This window comes from Dactylosporangium sp. CA-152071 (assembly GCF_050936335.1).
In the GTDB taxonomy this organism is placed as follows: domain Bacteria; phylum Actinomycetota; class Actinomycetes; order Mycobacteriales; family Micromonosporaceae; genus Dactylosporangium; species Dactylosporangium maewongense.
The window spans coordinates 3,368,940-3,386,756 of the sequence record NZ_JBNJMZ010000002.1; the positions used below are offsets into that span (position 1 = coordinate 3,368,940).

The window sequence follows — 17,817 nt, forward strand, 5'->3', positions numbered from 1 at the left end:
CTCACCGTCGCGGCGGACGGGCCGGATCGCTGAACTCGTGCAGGCGCCAGCGTCCGCCAACTAGCGTGCAAATTCGCCGTCAACTAACGCGCAAAGTCACATGACCACGATCAGGATCGCGACTGCATCAGTCCGGCCGCGACGGCCGATTCCGGTGGGCGTCGACGCCGACATCGACTAGCATCTCAACGTTGTCGGACGACTACAGAGAGGTGGCGTCGTTGAGAACGCGCCTCCAGCATCGTACCTGCCCGGTCTGGTGATCGAGGGATGACACCCGTCCTGACGCTCGATCCGCAGCTTGCAGCGGCCGGGTACGGATCGATGATCCGCGCCTTGAACGGCGTGCACTACGCCGGTGAGACGGGCTTCTACCAGCATGCGCCGCTGCGCCCGTGCGAGGAGCGGCTGTTGACCCGGTTCGGCGTCGGCGCCCGGATCCTCGACGTCGGCTGCGGCGCCGGGCGGGTCACCGGGGCGGTCGCTGCGCGGGGTGGAGACATCGTCGGTGTCGACGTCAACGGGGCTGCGCTCGCGGCGGCCCGTGCGGCGGCACCGAGCGTCGGGTACGTCTGCGCGAGCATGACCGACCTGCCGTTCCCGGACGGGAGCTTCGACCAGGTCTGGTGTCTGCGGTTCTCGTTCAACGCGCTGCCGACGCCGCAGGAGCGCCTGGCAACGCTGCGCGAACTGTGGCGAGTCTGCGCGCCCGGCGGAACCGTGCTCGTCGAGGCGTTCAACTGGTACTTCCGGGGGCGGTTCGGTCTGATCCGCGCCGCGAACCTGCTCGAGCAGCTCGCGCGCGCCGTGCGCCGGTGGGGCGGAGGCCGGTCGCTGCCGCTGCCGGACCGCGACATCCTGTACCTGGCGAACAAGGCCAGCGGCGCGGCGCCCGGCTACGCCCACCTGACCACCGCCCGGGAACTCCGGCAACTCGCCGCCGCCTGCGACCTGGGTGCCTTCACAACCGTCACCAGCGAACGTGGGCTGCTGTCCGGCTCGTCCACGCCGGTCCGGGCCCGGCACGGTGCCTACTCGATGTGGCTCGTGCTCACCAAGCCGGACGTGGCGTGACCATGCGGCGGCTCCGGCTCGGCGCGTTCACCGCTGGCATCGACGTCGAGGACGGTCCGGTCGCCGACTTCGTGCACCGGATCACCGACGCCGGCAGCGCCGGCGGGCCGACCCACCGGGTGCTGGTACGCCGCGCCGGCGGCGCGCGTCTTGTCGTCGACGACGATCGTCGGCTGATCACCTTGACCCCTCCGGCCGGTGCGGTGGAGCACACCGTCCTGATCGGGGTGCTGCAGGCGGTCACCCGCGGGGTCGCCTATCTGGAACGGGCGGCGGGCAGCCACGCGCTGCTGCACGGCAGCGTGTTCACGGTCGCCGGCGGTGCGGGGGTAGCGGTCCTCGACGGTGGCCTCGGCCAGGGCAAGACGTCTCTCGCCCTGGCCCTGGCCCGCGACCACGGCCACCTGCTGGTGGACGAGTTCGCGTTCACGCACACGACGCGAAGCGATCTGCTGCTGTCGGCGGCGCCGACGCTGCCGTGGCATGTGCGGGCGGACATGGCGCCCTACACGGCGCCGTCGCTCGGCGCGACGCGGCTGCGGTACCCGGACGACCTGCGCGACGTGGCGGCGACAGCACCGCACGACGCGCCGCTGCGGCTGATCCTCATCCCCGACCGCGGCATCCCAGCCGGCCAGGTCGAGCCGGTCGGCGAGGCCCATGCGCGGCTGCTGCTGCGCTCCGCGGTCACCGATCACCTCGCCAAACTCGCGAATCCGGCCCTCGACCATGTCTCGATCTTCACCGGCGTCCAGGACGTGGTCGATCCGACCGGACGGCCGCTCGCGCACCAGCCGCTCCCGGCCGAAGGAACCGGCGGCGTGCTGCGCCAGCTCGCGGCCGTGCCCGCGTACCGGGTCGGGATCGGCGCGCCAGCCGACCTGCCCGCAAGTGTCACCGCGGCCAGCGCCGCCCTTGCGACGGTGACGCCATGAGGACGTCACAGAACGACCTGCGCCCGCCGCTGCTGCTGCTCGCCGGGACCAGCGAGTCCGGCAAATCGACCGCCGGTGCCTACCTCGCCGCCCGCGGCGTCCACCGGGTGAAGATCCGCACGATCCTGACCTGCCTCACCTCCGGCGTGCCCGCCGTCCACGAGGGCGTACCGATGCGGGAAGGGTTCGACCACAGCGAGTTCATCGACCGGCTCCTCACCATCGACATCCCCGCCGACCGGCGGGCGGTGCTCGTCGAGAGCTTCATCGACACGAGCCTCGCCGAAGCGGCCCGAACGGCGTGGCCGGCCCCATGTCGGATCGTGTTCATCACCGCCCCCCGCGCGGTCAGGCTCCAGCGGCTCGCCGCGGACCGGCACCTGGACCTCGCGGACGCGGCGAGCATGCTGGATGCCAAGGACGCCCGCAAACGCGTCACCGAACAGCTCGACCGGTGGCGCGCCATCGCCGAGCACTGGATCAACAACGACACCAACCGCGACGACTACCTCCAGCAACTCGCATCGATCCTCGACCAGCTGACCCGTCCCGAAGGAACCAGATGACCCGCCTGTACGCCTCTGCCGGAGCCGTCGTCGCCACCGGCGTCACCGACCCCCGGCTGCTGATGCTCGACCAGACCCGCGCCAACGGCGAGCGACAGACCGTGGCGCCGAAAGGCCGGCTCGAACCAGGCGAGGCACCCCTCGCGGCAGCCCTGCGCGAAGTCACCGAAGAAGCCGGCCTGACCGGACTGCGGTACGCCGGCTACCTCGGCCGCGAGTCCTACCAGTTCACCGACCACGACGCCGTCCCGGCAGCCAAGACCGTCGACTGGTTCCTGCTCACCACCGACAACACCACCGCCACCGCAGCGGCCGGGGAAGGGTTCACCGAGGCCCGCTGGCACACCCCGGCCGACGCCGCCACCACGGCAAGCCACCCCGGATTCGTCGCCTTCCTCGACCGCGCCGCGACCATCGCCAGGTGGCGCGGCAACGGCCCGCTGCCGTTCAGCACCGTGCTCGACGCCGCCGTCCGCGACATCGCCGCCGCCGCGCAGCCACTGCTCGACCCACACCCCACCGCAGGGATCGCCGTCTGCGGCTCCGCCGCCCGCGGCGACTTCGTCGACGGCTGGAGCGACATCGACCTCATCGCCTACGGCCTCCCCCGCAACGACGACCTCACCGCCACCCTCACCGGGCTCGTCACCGGCACCGCCACCCGCCTCGGCGCGCCGATCTCGCTGCACGTCGCCGACGACACCGGCCGGCGCGTCCCGCCCGCCGGGCCGCTCCACGACACGAAACTGCAGACCGCGCTGCGCCGCATCGGCGTCGACGTCGCGGTCATCGCCGGCGCCGCACCCACCACCCAGCCGCCACCCGCCGAACCCGACCCTCACGCCGCGCTCACGGACCTGCACACGTTCGCCGCCGACCGCGCCGCCCAACCCGCGAGCGGCATCCCCGCCCGCCGCGACCGGGCCCGCCGCATCCTGTCCGTCACCTGCAGCGCCGCCCGCCTCGCCGCCCTCACCATCGACGAGCAGGCCGACCTCCGCCTGCCCGCGCTCGTCGACGTCCTGGACCGCCACCATCCCGGCGCCCGCATCACCCATCTTCTTCGTGACTACGACGCCTTCCGGCGCGGCGGAGCACCCGACCTCGACACCGCCGAGCAACTGGCCGGCCACGCCGCCGCAGCCATCGACGACCTCATCCGCCGGCTCCACCAGCCAGCGGCAACCGGGTGAGCCGACGATGGTGGTCGTCTTCGTCGAAGGAGTCGACGGCACCGGCAAGACCACGCTGATCAACCACCTCGTCCAGCAGCTGCCGACCCACGCCACGATCACCGCCCCACCGCTGTGGACGTACCTGCCCGCCGTCCCCACCCCCGACGCCTTCCGCACCTGGGTCACCACCACACCCGCCGCAGCCGTCGCCGCTGACCTACTGACCGCCCAACACGCCCGGATCAACGCACTCCAACGGCTCAGCAGCCCACACGAGGTCGTGCTCGTCGACCGCGGCCCGCGGACCGTCGCCGCCTCCGCCCGAGCCCACCTCGCCACCAACTCGCAGCCCGGCCCACCCGGCGCGGCCGACGAGCTCGCCGTCGAACTCGGCACGGCCGTCCGTCGCCTCACCGCCACCCGGCCGTGTCTGTCGATCGAGCTCGCCACCACCACCTACGACGAGATCATGGACCGCCTCACCGATCACGAACGCCGCGACGCCGCCTACCTGCGGTACCTCCACACCTTTCTCCGCGAGTTCCGGGCCGACACCTTTCCCACCGGCGCCGCACAACTCGTCCTCGCCGCCGACGCTGAACTCGGCGAAACCGTCGCCGCCGCAGCTGCTGCCATCCAGGACGTCAAGTGACGCCGACGAGCGCATCGCCCTCGAGCGCCTTGGAAGCTCCGGGATATCGCCGGGTGCCGGCGAGTGATGGACCAGGCCGTGCTGCAGGAATACGGCGACGTTCGGTTCGGCGGCGTGCGGGCGCTGCGCTTGGGCGACGTGCTCGATCCGGATATTGGTTCTGCCGGACTCCATGCCGATCGCCCGGTCGAGCATGCACGCCGGACCGATCGTCGTCGCCCCTGCGCTCGACGGCGTCACCTGATGACAGGTCTGGTCAGACACCTCAGTACGGCGCACGGGATCGTTCGTCATGCAGGCGCCAGCCCAGCAGGGTCATATTCACGGCGACATCTGTCGCGAACCTCAGCTTCTCGACGTCCGCTGTGACTTTGAACGACACCATCCCCGCCGGCGCACCCGGGAGTTCGACCCGCTCGGCGGCATTCAAGGTGGTCCAGAAGTCCCCGTGCGTGATGCCGCTGCACAGGCTCCACACAAACACGGTGGCCGGTGAGCCCGGGGCCAACGCCGCGCCGGCGGCCTCGACGATCTCCCGGTAGCCGACACGGCGCACCGCGTCGTCGGCGTTCGCGCCCACTCGCCTGGCGAGGTCGCGGAGTTCGTCGACCCGCTCGCGGGCCGTGCGCACCGCGGAGTCGTCGATCAGTCGTATGGCTCGGTCCCCGCTCCGCACGTCCAGCGCAGCGAACTGTCGTCGCTCACGGAATTCGGCTCTGGCACTCATCCGGTGATCGACTGATCTTGATGGTTTGATCGTTCCCTTGTGGAGCTTGTTGGCGCGTTGTTCCCGCATCTGCATGGCGTTGTGGTGGACCGGGTTGTGTTGGCGGAGTCGAGCGTTCATGTGGAGGCGCGGTGCGTCGTGTCGGCGGCATCGTGCCCGAGCTGCCGCGGGACGTCTGTGAGGGTGCATAGCCGGTATCGGCGTCGGTTGGCCGATCTGGCGATTGCTGGGCGTCGGGTGCTGATCCGGCTGATGGTGCGCAGGTTCTTCTGCACCGATGCCAGCTGCGACCGGAAGATCTTCGCCGAGCAGAGCGGCCTGGCTTCACGGTATGCACGTCGGACCCAGTTGGCCGGCGGCGTCCTGGAGACTATCGCTTTGGCGCTGGGCGGCCGGCCGGGTGCGCGGATGACCGACGCGCTCGAAGTCCCGGTCAACCGGATGACGTTGCTGCGTATCATCCGCCGCATCCCAGACCGCCCAGTCCAGGCGCCGGAGGTGCTTGGCGTCGACGACTTCGCGATCAAGAAAGGTCAGAACTACGCGACCATCCCTCCGCCGTGGGTTCAGCTCGACTGAGCGTTGTTCATCGGGAACCCGAGGGTGTTCGAAGGCCGGGCGGTGTGGTGTGGCCTTGTGTTCATGGCGAACCGGTGTCGTGCTGCTCGGCGCCTTGTTCGAGGATTTGTCGTGCGGCGTGGGCGTATCGGATGGCGGTGTTCTCGTGGATGCCGAACACGGCGGTGAGGTGGAGCGGGTCGGGGCCGTGGACGAGGGCTTCTTCGAGTTGGCGGTCGGTGTGAAGTCGTTCGAGGGTGGCGGTGAGCCCCCAGAAGGCGCGGGTGATCCAGACTCTGCTGACCGGTCCGGTTTCCAGCGCGGTGATGCGGTTGATGAGCAGGTGCGGGTTAGCGGTGTTCGGCCATCGGGTTCGGCGCTGCTCGAGCCACTCGAGGATCGTGTCGCGGGTGAGGTTGTCGAGCGGGCGGACGCGGCCGGCGAGGACGAGACGACGGTTGCCGATGTCGACGTCGTCGAGGCGCAGGGTGAGGATGTCTTTGGAGCGGGCGGCGTGCACCGTGGCCAGGACGACGGCGACGCGGTAGGCCGGTGTTGTCGCTGCGTTGATCGCTTCGTGGATATCGGCTGGTTGCAGGGGCAGGATCGCGGTGGGCTCGACCCGGGTTGGCCGGATGCGGGTCGTGGGATCACGGAAGATCGTGCCGGTCTTCTTGGCGTGCCGGAACAGCGAGCGCAGGATGCTGAGCGTGATGTGCCGCTTGCTGCCGTGCAGCGTGGCGGTGGCGTCGAGGACGTCCTGGCGGGTCACCTCGCGCAGGTGTGCGTGCTGATCCGACCAGTGCAGCAGCAGCGGCCTGATGGCGTTGAGGTAGCTCCAGGCGGTTTCGGGGTTGCGGGCGCGGGTGCGTGGGCCGCCGTCGCGGAGCGTTCGCAGCCATGCCTCGACGGTGGTTCGGATGGCCGGGGGGAGCGCGCCGAGTTTGCGGTCGAGCCACGCGTCGAATGCTGCGGGTTTGTCGTCGTGGAACAGCCCCGCCCGGTCGAGGACGTCGATGGTGCGCTCGATCGTCAGCCCGCGCAGGCGCAGTGCCGGGGCCAGTTCGGTGTAGCGGAGCCGGTCGTCGCCGTTGTGGCCGGACAGCAGGATGACCAAGGCTCGGTCGACGTCTTTCGCGACCCATCGGCTCCAGCCGCGGGACGCCGCCAGGGCCTGCGCGATGTGGCGGGCTTGCACCAGAGCGGGGTTGGTCAGGTCGGCATGACGGCGGCGGTCGAAACCGACGAAGTCACGGCCGCTGTGAAAGGGCAGGCGCAGCTGCACCCAGCTCGCTGCCGGCCGTTCGGGTGCGGCGGCCGGTGCCGGTGCGGCGCGGCGCCCGCGTTTGCCGAGACGCTCGCGTCCCGGCAGTCGGTAGAAGTCCCGGTGCATCCGGGCGAAGAACAACTGCTGATGGCGCACGGCGTGCAGAAACGGCGCCGAGACGTGCGTGTGGCCGGCCGCCTTCGCATCGTGCAGGGCCTGCAGCCAGCACAGCCGGCAGTAGCCCTTGTTGACCGGGACGACACGGCGGCATGCGCTGCACTCGCCGCGATCATGCAGCCCGCGGAAGGTGTAGCAGGCGCGGCAGCACGAGCCGGGCAGGACACCCCAGGCGAAGCACTCGGCGCAACTGGCGGCTGCCTTGTGCGGCGAGATCCCGCCCATCAGGCCGGCGGCAGCGATCGGCCGTCACGACGCCGTGGGGTCACCCGGGTCCCAGCCACTGCGGCGATGCGGCCCGGGGCGGCGTCGGGCTGGCGGACCTTGTCCGGCTCCGGGATGAGGACATCGGCAACGCCGCAGCCGAGCACGGCGCAGATGACGTCGAGGTCGTCGAGCTTGATGCTGGCCGGGTTGCCCGACCACAGGCCGGACATCTTCCCGGCGGAGATGACCAGACCACGTTCGGCGAGCATCTGTTGCAGCTCGCTGGCTTTCCAGACGCCGCGCTGGGCCGCGGCCAGGCGCAGGTTCCATTTCACTGCAGCAGTCCTTTCAGCCGGTCGGCCGCGCGTTGCTGTCCCGCAACCCAGGCGTCCTCGACGTGCGTCCGGTGGACGTGGATGTAGTGCATGGTGGTCGCGATCCAGGAGTGGCCGAGCACCTCCTGGATCGACACCAGATCCAGTCCACCCTGATATAGCTGAGACGCGCAGAAATGCCGCAACACGTGCGGGGTGAGCGCATCCGTCCACTGTGGAAGGTGCCGAGCCGCGGCGTCGGCGAGTCCCACCCGCAGGGCGTCGTCGCCGACGCGGGCGCAGCTGCCGTCGGTGTTGCGGCGTTCGGACGGGAACAACGGCGCGCCCGGCCGGGCGTGATCGTCGTCGAAGTGTCCCCACACGTCCTCGATGAACCAGCGCAACGTCCGTCCCGCGTTGTTGACCAGCGGCACGATCCGTTCCCGCGGCCCGGAGCCGCGTTTGCCCTTGCCGTAGCGGACGTGGACCTTGCCGAACCGGCCCAGGTCCCACTTGATGTCGTGCAGGTCCAGCTGGCGGGCCTCGTTCACGCGCAGCCCGATCTCCGACATCAACCGTGCCGCCGCGTAGTTGCGGGCCGTCGGCGCGAACTTCCGGCATGTCGCGAGTTCGTCCCGCCAGCCACCGAACAACCGGCCCATCTCGGCCTCCGACGGTGGAATCCGCAGCCTGCTCTCCACCCCGCCGCGGGGCCGGTTCAGCTCGTCGATCGGGCACTCGACCACCCGACCGGTCATCTGATGGATCTCGACCTTGTGCCGCAACTCCAGGAACGCGAAGTACGTCTTGAGCGTCTGTGCCCGCGCCAGACGTGTCCCCTTGGCTGCGTCGCGGATCACCCGGCCGAAATACGCGTCGGCGTCCGCCGGCTGCATGTCCCACAACGGCCGGCCGAGCCAGGTCCGAACCTGCTCCAGATGCCCGACATCGCCACGGATCGTCGAGTCCGACAGCCCCGCCGAGGACCGCGCCAGCACGAACCCGGCCAGCACATCGGTCTCGAAGTCGGCGATCTGCTCGGCCGTCGCCGGTCGCCGCGCATCGCGCAGATCCCGGACCGCCGCCAACCTCAACCCGAGTCTCCTCGCCTTCACCGCGACCGCAAACCGGTCACCGCAGACGACAACGACTCAAGATTTCTGAAGTAACGTCAACTCGCCGACGACGAGACAACCAGGTGACAGAAGACCACGTCAGCGACCTGCAACGGACTCCAGTACTGGCCAGCACACCCGGGAACCCCAGGGTTGTTTCTTATGCTCGATATGGCGACGCACCGGCCGATCGACGTGCTGCCCGACCGCAGCGCGGACGCGTTCGCCGACTGGCTGCGCCAGCATCCTGGCGTGCGTGTCATCTGCCGCGACCGCGGCGGCAACTACGCGATCGGCGCCCGAGCCGGCGCCCCGAACGCGATCCAGGTCGCCGACCGCTACCACCTGTGGGCCAACCTCGGCGAGGCCGTCGAGAAGACGGTACTGGCCCACCGGGCCTGCTTGCACCCGCCCGAACCCGCCGCCGAGGAGCAGCCCGAACCGGCACCCGTGCAGACCGCACTTGCGCCTGACGGCGTCCGCGACGTCCACGGCCGCGAACGGCGCCTGGTCACCCGAACTCAGGAACGCTACGCCGCAGTGCAGACGCTGCTGGCCCAAGGCAAGTCCCTCAGCGCGATCTGCCGGGAGCTCAACCTGGAGCGGGGAACGGTCAGACGGTTCGCCCGCGCCGAAAGCCTCGACGAGCTGCTGTTCAAGGCCACGCACCGGGTGACCAAACTCGACCCGTTCAAGGCCTACCTGATCGAACGCTGGAACCACGGCCAGACCGACGCCGCAGCGCTGTTCCGGGAACTGCTCGAGCAGGGCTACCGCGGCGGCAAGCTGACCGTCCGACGCTTCCTGCACCAGTTCCGCGGCCACCACCACATCCCGCAACCCGGGCCACGCCCGATCAAGCCGCGCCACGCGACCCGATGGATCATGACCAGACCTGACCGGCTCACGGATGCCGACCGCGCCTATCTTCGCCAGATCCGGGACCGCTGCCCCGAACTCGACCGCACCGCCGAATACGTGCGCGCCTTCGCCGTCATGATGACCGGACGGCAAGGCGGCAACCTCGAACGCTGGCTCACCACGATCGAGGGCGACGACCTTCCCGCACTGCGATCCCTCGCCATCGGCATGCGCCGCGACCAGGACGCCATCACCAACGGCCTCACCCTGCCCCACAGCTCAGGAGCAGTCGAAGGCGCCGTCACCAGAGCCAAGGCCATCAAACGCGCCATGTACGGCCGCGCCAACCTCGACCTGCTCCGCAAACGTATCCTCGCCCAGCACTGACATCCCCATCCGCCGATCACCGAATGAGTGCCAGAGCCGAATTCCGTGAGCGACGACACAGGGCGGCCGCCCGCGGGAGCTGCTGGAAACGAAAGCGAAGCTGATCCGCGTGCTCGAAGCAACAATGAAGGGCCCATGACGCAGCTCCCCACACCCGACTTTTCCACGGCCTCGAAGACCAAGCGCACACGGCGTCAGCGAGCGGCCGCGATCATTTTCAGCCCGGAACGGGCCCGCTCAAAGAGCAGCGAAGGAACTTTTCCCATGATCGACAGGGCGGTCTCGGTCTTGGCCAGCTTGGCCTGCAGCCGAGCGTTCTCCCGCTGAAGGCGGGCAAGTTCGGCGTTCTCGGCCTTCTTCGCTGCCCGCGCAGCCGATTGCCGCCGGTCCGTCAGGCCAGCCGCGGCTCCGGCATCCCGGGCCTTGCGCCAGTCGAGAATGTGTGACCCGTAGAGCCGTTCCCGGCGCAGGATCGCCCCACGAGCCGCCGCATCCGGCGCCGCGTCGTACTCGGCCAGGATCCGCGCTTTGAACTCTGCGGTGAATGTCCGCCGCTGGGGTCGAGCGTCCGGATCCGGGTTCTCGTGGGGCTTCGACGTCATGCTGATGATCTCTCCTCGCAACTGTCCAGGAAGAGTATCCCCTGGTAGACGGGCTGTCTCACATCAGCGTGACAGGGAGGGGGCATCCGAGTAGGGTGGTCGCTACCTTGTTGAGAGCAGTCCGGAGTTGTGGGGAAACCGCCGCTGCTATTGCGGACAGGGCGTGTACCACGGCTATCCGCTCATGCACGTCAATCTCACCGCGTGAGGCGGCCAGCCGGGCTGTCACTGACTCGGTGGTTCCGGCTATCCGCTCCTGCACGTCAATCTCACCGCGTGAGGCGGCCAGCCGGGCTGTCACTGACTCGGTGGTTCCGGGTATCAGTGCTGAGGCGACTGCTTCCAGCAGTGTGGCCCGCCCTTCCCCGAACCCAGCGCTGCGTACCAGATCCGCCCACGCCCACAACTGTTCCGGCCCGGCCACCCTCAGCAAGGGCGCCACGCTGCGATCACCGGACAGTAGATACTGGTATCCGAAGTCCACCTGCCCCTGCCGGGCCAGCGCCAGCAACGCCCGATCCGTCCACAACCGGTCGCCGCCCGGCCAGACGGCGGCGATCAACGCATCCAGCGCATGACCCGCCGCATCACTGGTGAGGTAGTCCCTGACAGCGTCGAAGGCAGCCCACGACGCCGCCGGATCCGCTACCGCGTCGATGGCCAGCCACTGCTGCAACTCCGACTCCTCACCGCCGTCGCTGTCCATCAACTGCGGCAACGGCAACGCCCCCACCCGACCCAGCCCACCCCCACCCACCGACGCCCCGCCCCAGGCTGGATCAGCGAGCGGCCCACCGAGTGAGACCTGCACTCGGTGTCCGCCCTCAATCATCTGCACCCATAGCTCAGTACCGGTATACCAACATTTGGCCTGCCTCTCGTCCTTCGAGGCATCTCGGGGGACGACAGCCTTCCCCAAATAGAACATCCTTCTGCCGACCCGCAGCGACCCGTGGTTCGTGACGGTGCCGGTGTGCTCGACGGCATCCGGGGGAGGCTCCGAAGACCATCCACTCCCGACCTGCGGCGCACGATTCGCACGAGTCCGCGCGTCGTGCAACTCCGCGTCAGTGAACGGTTGGCTGATTCGCCTTGCAAATTTCTGTCCGTCGAAGAGCCTCTCCAGCCACAGTCCGTCCTGGGTAACCGAATACTTGACCCGCCTTTTGTCGTCCGGGAGGCCCCGAACGACATCAACCCCCACAGAGATCTGCCTTCCGGCAATCCCCAGCTGCCCTTTCGTCGAGAGCGTGCCGACACCGGTGACCGCGTCGCTGGGGGGCTGCGAAGACCATCCACTCTCGACCTTCGGCGCACGATTCGCACGATTCGCACGAGTCCGCGCGTTGGGCAACTCCGCGTCAGTGAACGGTTGGCTGATTAGCATTTCAAATCTCTGTCCGTCGAAGAGCCTCTCCAGCCACAGTCCGTCCCGGGTAAACGAATACTTGACCCGCCTTTTGTCGTCCGGGAGGTCTCGAACGACATCAACCCCCAGGTAGATGTGCTTTCCGGCAATCCCCAGGTGCCCTTTCGTCGTGATCGTGCCGATGCCGGTGACCGCGTCGCTGGGGGGCTGCGAAGACCATCCACTCTCGACCTTCGGCGCACGATTCGCACGAGTCCGCGCGTCGTGCAACTCCGCGTCAGTGAGCGGTGGGCTGATTCGCCTTGCAAATTTCTGTCCGTCGGAGAGCCTCTCCAGCCACAGTCCGTCCCGGGTAACCGAATACTTGACCCGCCTTTTGTCGTCCGGGAGGCCCCGAACGACATCAACCCCCACAGGGATGTGCCTTGCGGCAATCCACAGCTCCCCGCTCTTCGTGACCGTGCCGATGCCGGTGACCGCGTCGCTGGGAGGCTGCGAAGACCATCCACTCTCGACCTGCGGCGCACGATTCGCACGAGTCCGCGCGTTGTGCAACTCCGCGTCAGTGAACGGTGGGCTGAATAGCCTTGCAAATTTCTGTCCGTCGAAGAGCCTCTCCAGCCACAGTCTGTCCCGGGTAACCGAATACTTGACCCGCCTTTTGTCGTCCGGGAGGCCCCGAACGACATCACCCCCCACAGGGATCTGCCTTCCGGCAATCCCCAGGTTCCCGCGCTTCGAGATCGTGCCGACGCCGGTGACCGCGTCGCTGGGAGGCTGCGAAGACCATCCACTCTCGACCTGCGGCGCACGATTCGCACGAGTCCGCGCGTCGTGCAACTCCACGTCAGTGAACGGTGGGCTGAATAGCCTTGCAAATTTCTGTCCGTCGAAGAGCCTCTCCAGCCACAGTCTGTCCCGGGTAAACGAATACTTGACCCCCCTACCGTCGTCCGGGAGGCCCCGAACGACATCAACCCCCACAGGGATGTGCCTTCCGGCAATCCCCAGGTCCCCGCTCTTCGAGACCGCGCCGAAGCCGGTGACCGCGTCGTTGGGGGGCAACGATGACCATCCGCTCGGGAGTGCTTGGTAGCGGCCGTCGGTCCAGCGGTAGAGCCGTATCCGTGGGTGCGTCGGGTCGGTCACGAACCCGGCCGGATCGATGTGGGTTACGTTCCCACCTTCGTCGGTGACCTGCACCGGCAGGCCCGATACGGTGACGAAATACCGCACGAACACATCTGCCGCCGAGCCCGCTGCCGCTGGGTCTGCTGTGGCCATGTTCGCCTGACCCGTCAGGATCCAGTCGATCAACCGCTGCTGCGGCACGTCCGGCTCGGCAGCGCCGTCCCGATCGACGAACACGCCGGAAGACCAGCTCTGACCGCCGGCCTCCGCCGAGGTGAGATCGCCCATGAGCAGGCCGGCCAGCCAGGACTCAACCGTCGAGACGGTAGGGACACGGTCGATCCCGAGGGCCTGCTGGACCTCGACCGGAGCCGCCGCGAGCACCGCCGACAGGAAATCACCCCCACCCAGCCCAGTGCTGGCGGGGTCGCTGATGGCGGGGTCGCTGGTGGTGGTGGGGTTGGTGGTGGTGGGGTTGGTGGGGACGCTGTGGAATGGGGAGGGCTGGCCGCTGGCGTGCCAGGCTCGCCGGAAGTCGGGGATGTCCGGCAGTTGGAGCGCGGCCCAGCCCCCGGCGGGTGGCTGCCGGTCCCGGCGGTACCTGACAGCCTGCCAGTGCTGGCGGTGCAGCACGACCGGGACACGCTCGTTGCGCCAGCCCGGGAACCCGACCGGCAACCCGGGCGGATCAATGGGAACCGCCCACCCGGGCATGTACACGTGCAGCGGAACTCCCGTCGACCGCACGAACAGGTGAGCGGCAAGATCGCCGATCTGGTTGTTCCACTGCCCAGGCTCACGGATCTGACGGACCCACCCATTCCGAAGAGCCAACCACTCGGCATCCCCCCAACCAAACACATCCTCAGGAACCGTCAAGAACGGCGCGAACCAACTATCCCCCGAATTGAGATCCTCCGTGAGCCGATCGGCCAACCAACCCCGCAACCCAACCACCGAACCGTCGATCCCAAGCCTGTCCCGCCAAAACTCGGCAGGCAGCACAGCAAGCAGCGTGTGAAAGAAACAATCCCCATCCGCGGGCACCTCACCCACACGCTCGAACCACTCATCCGCCCAACGCTCAAACACCTCGTCAGCCAGCCCGGCAACCCACAACGGCCCTGCAACAACCGCCTGGTCCCACTGCGCATCGGTGAGCTCTGCAGGGAACCTGCCGTACATCTGCAGCCCGCCAGTCCACTGCACCCACACCGTCGTGCGGTCATGCCAAAACCAGACCTGCCCCAACGGGGCCACACCACCATCACCCGCCCCCAGAAAGATCGACTGCCCGGCAACCTCCAGCCACCCGTCACCGTCCACAAAACCGACACCGAACGCGGCATCAGCAGGAGGCGACAACGACACAAACCCCCCAGCAGACACGGCAACAGAACCCGCACCCGCCCACCCACCCACCCCAACCCCGGAAACCACCCCACCAACACCACCCCCAGCGAGCACCACACCCACCGGGACCGGCACACCACCACCAGCACCCACATCAAGCCCATCCACCACGAGCCCATCCACCACGAGCCCATCCATCGCCATCGCCAGCCCGTCCACATCAAACCCGGACGACAAACCATCAAAATCCCAAAAACCCGGCTGCGACATCCCCCCAAACTACCCCCACAACCATCGACAACCACACATCCCTCACCAGAACCAACCCCGACCCCATTCAGGGGACCTTGGGCCCCGGCGTTGTTCTTCTTTGTCGGTTTTGATCACGGTTTGTTAGATGCCGTAGACGGCGAAGGTGTCGGTGCGGTCGTGTAGGTCGCGGCGGGCGTGGGCGATGTTGGCGCGTCCGGCGAGGCGGAAGGTGTTCAGGGCCAGGTTGCGGAAGGTGGCCGCAGCGCGTGGTGCGGTGCCGGTTCTGAGCTGGGAGTCGTCCTCATGGAAGGTCACGTCCCGGGTCCGATGTAGACGGTCCTCGACAGTCCAGTGCCCTCTCGCGTAGTGGTTGAGGTGTGCCGGGGTGGCCTGCTCTGCGTCGAGGCTGACGATGCCGTGGATGATTTCTTTGCTGGTGCGTACGCCGTCGAGGCCGCCGGTGTCGCGGCGTAGCCGGAAGACTTGCCGGGCGCCGGGGAACACCGTGTCGTGGCAGAGTGCGACGCGTAGGGTCCGGCGTTCGGTACGTCCGTGTCCCCGATCGTCGGTGACGCTGGTGCGGTCGGCGAACTCGGTGTCGGTGCCGGATAGCAGCGCTTGCGCGGCCTGCAGCGCGAGGGGCTGGTTACCCTTCAGGATCAGCAGGTAGTGGGCGTTCAGCGGTCCGGTGATCAGCCGGGCGGTCTGCTTCGTCGTGTGCAGCGCGTCGAGGGTCAGCAGCATGCCGGCCACGTCCAGGGGTGCGAGCAGGTCGGGGATCACGGTGGTCTCGCCTCGCTTGTCGCCGACCTGGCGCTGACCCAGGATCACCCCGCGCTCGTGGGTGACCGCGGCGACCAGGAACACCTGCCCAGCTTCGGTGCGGGTGCCGTGCAAGAGCTTCCCGTCGATCGCGACCGCGGGCAGCAGCCCTGCCGGCGCCGGGTGGGTTACCGCCCGGACCGCGGCGCGGCGCTGCTCACGCTCGGCCGGTTCGTCAGCGGTGGCGGCAATCACCGGAGGCGGGGCGTCACCACGCACCACGTCGGCGGCGTAGCCGCAGGTCGCCGCATCCAGGGCGTCACCGTCCAGGCCGGCCAGGACCCGCCGGAAGGTGCGTTCGCTGGGCACCAGGTACCGGCCGGTCAGCGGGTTACGCCGAGCTCCGAGACGGTGCAGGACATCCTGCGGGGTCCGCGCCGCCCACTGCCGGATCGCCGTCACGCAGTCGTTGCCCGCCACCAGCGTCGCGCACGCGGTCAGGACCAGAACCACCAGCAGCGGATGGCGAAGCCCTCGTAACCGGCGCGGGTCCGGCACCTGCCGCAACCGCTGCACCAGCGGCGACGCCACCGACAACGGATCGACGCCGTCCCGGTCCGCGGCGAGTTCGGCCTCCCACAACGCCAGATCAGCAAGGTGGCCAACAACAGGGTCGATCAGGGAAGATGACGACACGAGCGCGACTCCACGGATGATCTTCAGGACTAGACACCCAAAAGATCATCAGAAGTCGCGCTCGTCCCACAACTCCCGCCCTGTCCGATCCTCAACACGGACAGAACACCTCAAGCCGGAACAACGCCGGGGCCGTGGGCGGCGACCAACCTTCCACCAGCACAAAGCTAAACAAAATCAAGAAACTGTCTCAGTTGACTTGACAGGTTCCGATGAGCGAGCGCTCGGCCTGACGGGAAGAGTGGCCCGTAGTCGAGAGGTTGGCGGCTGGACAGGACGGCCGTCAGACGACGGTGGTGTAGGTCGCGGCGAACCATTCGGTTGTGAGCAAGGACGGAACCGGTCCTGGCGTGCGGGGCGCCGGCCCTGGTGATGTCAAGCCCTGCGGAAACAACCACCACATCGCGAATTGTCCAGCGGCGGTCAACGAGGCTCCGGACCAGGCGCCCAGCAGGACGGGCGCCACGACGACGGAACTGTCCACAGCGAATCCATGCGCGGGCCGAGCGGTGCGAGTTCCGGGTTCGTTGTATCGCAGTAATCGGCGTCGTCATCTTCATCTTTGGTAGGCGCGGAAATAGGCGCTGTCCGTGCGCGGACACGGGAACCCTTCCATGCGACCAACAGAACTCAGCCTCCCAAACAGTTCGGAACGAGACTCAGGAGTGAAAGACCGAAATTAAAGTCAGCCAGCGAGCAGCGTGAGGCAGTGCAGCCGAGACTCGGGGATCGGGGCCTCATGCGACGTGACCGATGTCGGCCAGGGTACTAACGGGAACCTGCTCGGCGAGGCCCTCGTGTCCAGCATGGAACATCAGGGCCGGTGAACGATGAAGCCGCGACCCTCGCATTCATCGCAGTCACACATGGGCCATCCGAACCTCGCCCAGAAGGTCGCGGAACTAGGAGATGATCCAATATAGATCTCTCGATCGCGGTACTCGTCTACGAGCTGATTGATGATATTTGTGCCCACATAGCTTCCACTGCAGCGCAGATCTTGCCGAACCTCAAAGCTCCAGATCATCAGAGCCCGCTCGGCCGAATCGAGCGAGTGGGTGCGAAAACTGAAACTGAGAAGAAGTCGGGCAGCCTCCTCGCCCCGTCGGATGTACGAACGCCACTGATGAGCAGGCGGCCCGATGCCTGCGTTCTGTCCCCACCACGCGGCATTGAAACGGTCGTCATCGGCAAAGTTGGGCCTGAGCCTGCCGCGAAGGATCGTCATCTGTGGCTCTACCCACGTGATCATGTCGCTCATGCGTTGAGTCTCGCACACTCAGTCGTCGGCTCGACCTCGCTGTTCGCCTCCGCGCTGGTCTGGTTCTCGCTGAGGATCGTCGGCCGCAGCCGGGCCGCAGCTGACTCGATCACCTCTTCCGGCGGCAGCTCCCTCGATACTGCGGAACAAACAGCGGCGCCAGCACAGTCGGTTATGGCGCACTCGATGGTCAGTTCGCGCTGCCCAGCACGCGGGTAACCACGAAGCGACGAGCGCCCAGCACATCTCTGCACGACAAGTGCGTCCGATGCGCTTCGCCAGAAACAGGCAGAACCTTAAGCCGAGTGCAGCAGCCCTGGGACTTCGGGACACGACGGCTACTCCTGAATTCTGCGCACAACGATTCGCATCTCGG

At 67.9% G+C, this 17,817-nt stretch carries 15 protein-coding genes; 7 read left to right on the plus strand and 8 right to left on the minus strand.

Going from position 1 to position 17,817, the window contains the following annotated elements; translation table 11 throughout:
• Window positions 1-270: 270 nt before the first annotated feature.
• The 5 genes from ACQEVZ_RS55200 to ACQEVZ_RS55220 are packed head-to-tail and all read left to right on the plus strand — an operon-like array spanning window position 271 to window position 4,402.
• The gene (locus tag ACQEVZ_RS55200) at window positions 271-1,074 is read left to right on the plus strand and encodes a class I SAM-dependent methyltransferase (protein WP_433383940.1); all 804 of its coding nucleotides are present in this window, start codon (window positions 271-273) and stop codon (window positions 1,072-1,074) included.
• Window positions 1,071-2,009, plus strand: coding sequence for a hypothetical protein (locus ACQEVZ_RS55205; RefSeq protein WP_433383942.1), 939 nt, complete (start codon window positions 1,071-1,073; stop codon window positions 2,007-2,009). Before ACQEVZ_RS55200 ends, ACQEVZ_RS55205 begins: the two co-directional genes overlap by 4 nt.
• The gene (locus ACQEVZ_RS55210) at window positions 2,006-2,575 is read left to right on the plus strand and encodes a hypothetical protein (protein WP_433383944.1); all 570 of its coding nucleotides are present in this window, start codon (window positions 2,006-2,008) and stop codon (window positions 2,573-2,575) included. Before ACQEVZ_RS55205 ends, ACQEVZ_RS55210 begins: the two co-directional genes overlap by 4 nt.
• Window positions 2,572-3,768, plus strand: a complete 1,197-nt coding sequence (locus tag ACQEVZ_RS55215; RefSeq protein ID WP_433383946.1) for an NUDIX domain-containing protein — start codon at window positions 2,572-2,574, stop codon at window positions 3,766-3,768. The genes ACQEVZ_RS55210 and ACQEVZ_RS55215 overlap by 4 nt, the downstream gene beginning before the upstream one ends.
• A gap of 7 nt (window positions 3,769-3,775) precedes the next feature.
• Entirely contained in the window at window positions 3,776-4,402 is a 627-nt protein-coding gene (locus ACQEVZ_RS55220) for a hypothetical protein (protein ID WP_433383948.1), read from the plus strand.
• A 265-nt stretch (window positions 4,403-4,667) separates the two neighbouring features.
• Here the strand turns inward: ACQEVZ_RS55220 and ACQEVZ_RS55225 are convergent, their stop codons facing one another.
• On the minus strand, window positions 4,668-5,204 hold the full coding sequence (locus ACQEVZ_RS55225; RefSeq protein WP_433386246.1) for a hypothetical protein: 537 nt from the start codon (window positions 5,202-5,204) through the stop codon (window positions 4,668-4,670).
• Window positions 5,205-5,267: 63 nt separating this feature from the next.
• Between ACQEVZ_RS55225 and ACQEVZ_RS55230 the strand changes: the two genes are divergently transcribed.
• Complete coding sequence (locus ACQEVZ_RS55230) at window positions 5,268-5,708, plus strand: transposase family protein (protein ID WP_433386184.1); 441 nt, start codon at window positions 5,268-5,270, stop codon at window positions 5,706-5,708.
• 61 nt (window positions 5,709-5,769) lie between these two features.
• Here the strand turns inward: ACQEVZ_RS55230 and ACQEVZ_RS55235 are convergent, their stop codons facing one another.
• From ACQEVZ_RS55235 to ACQEVZ_RS55245, 3 genes are read right to left on the minus strand one after another with little or no spacing between them, the layout of a single operon-like run.
• Complete coding sequence (locus tag ACQEVZ_RS55235; protein WP_433383950.1) at window positions 5,770-7,356, minus strand: integrase; 1,587 nt, start codon at window positions 7,354-7,356, stop codon at window positions 5,770-5,772.
• Window positions 7,356-7,673 carry a helix-turn-helix domain-containing protein gene (locus ACQEVZ_RS55240; protein WP_433383952.1) on the minus strand — a complete coding sequence of 106 codons (318 nt, stop codon included), beginning with the start codon at window positions 7,671-7,673 and terminating at the stop codon, window positions 7,356-7,358. Before ACQEVZ_RS55240 ends, ACQEVZ_RS55235 begins: the two co-directional genes overlap by 1 nt.
• On the minus strand, window positions 7,670-8,746 hold the full coding sequence (locus ACQEVZ_RS55245) for a tyrosine-type recombinase/integrase (protein ID WP_433383954.1): 1,077 nt from the start codon (window positions 8,744-8,746) through the stop codon (window positions 7,670-7,672). The genes ACQEVZ_RS55240 and ACQEVZ_RS55245 overlap by 4 nt, the downstream gene beginning before the upstream one ends.
• Window positions 8,747-8,929: 183 nt before the next feature.
• Here ACQEVZ_RS55245 and ACQEVZ_RS55250 point away from each other — a divergent pair, with 183 nt between their 5' ends.
• Window positions 8,930-10,015, plus strand: a complete 1,086-nt coding sequence (locus ACQEVZ_RS55250) for an ISL3 family transposase (protein ID WP_433383956.1) — start codon at window positions 8,930-8,932, stop codon at window positions 10,013-10,015.
• A gap of 194 nt (window positions 10,016-10,209) precedes the next feature.
• Here the strand turns inward: ACQEVZ_RS55250 and ACQEVZ_RS55255 are convergent, their stop codons facing one another.
• From ACQEVZ_RS55255 to ACQEVZ_RS55270, 4 genes are all read right to left on the minus strand, one after another.
• Window positions 10,210-10,617: a hypothetical protein gene (locus ACQEVZ_RS55255; RefSeq protein ID WP_433383958.1), complete on the minus strand. Its 408-nt coding sequence runs from the start codon at window positions 10,615-10,617 to the stop codon at window positions 10,210-10,212.
• Window positions 10,618-10,675: 58 nt separating this feature from the next.
• Window positions 10,676-14,689, minus strand: coding sequence for an OTU domain-containing protein (locus ACQEVZ_RS55260; RefSeq protein WP_433383960.1), 4,014 nt, complete (start codon window positions 14,687-14,689; stop codon window positions 10,676-10,678).
• A gap of 174 nt (window positions 14,690-14,863) precedes the next feature.
• Entirely contained in the window at window positions 14,864-16,180 is a 1,317-nt protein-coding gene (locus ACQEVZ_RS55265) for an ISAs1 family transposase (protein WP_433383962.1), read from the minus strand.
• An 814-nt stretch (window positions 16,181-16,994) separates the two neighbouring features.
• Window positions 16,995-17,441 carry a hypothetical protein gene (locus tag ACQEVZ_RS55270; protein WP_433383964.1) on the minus strand — a complete coding sequence of 149 codons (447 nt, stop codon included), beginning with the start codon at window positions 17,439-17,441 and terminating at the stop codon, window positions 16,995-16,997.
• Window positions 17,442-17,817 lie beyond the last annotated feature (376 nt).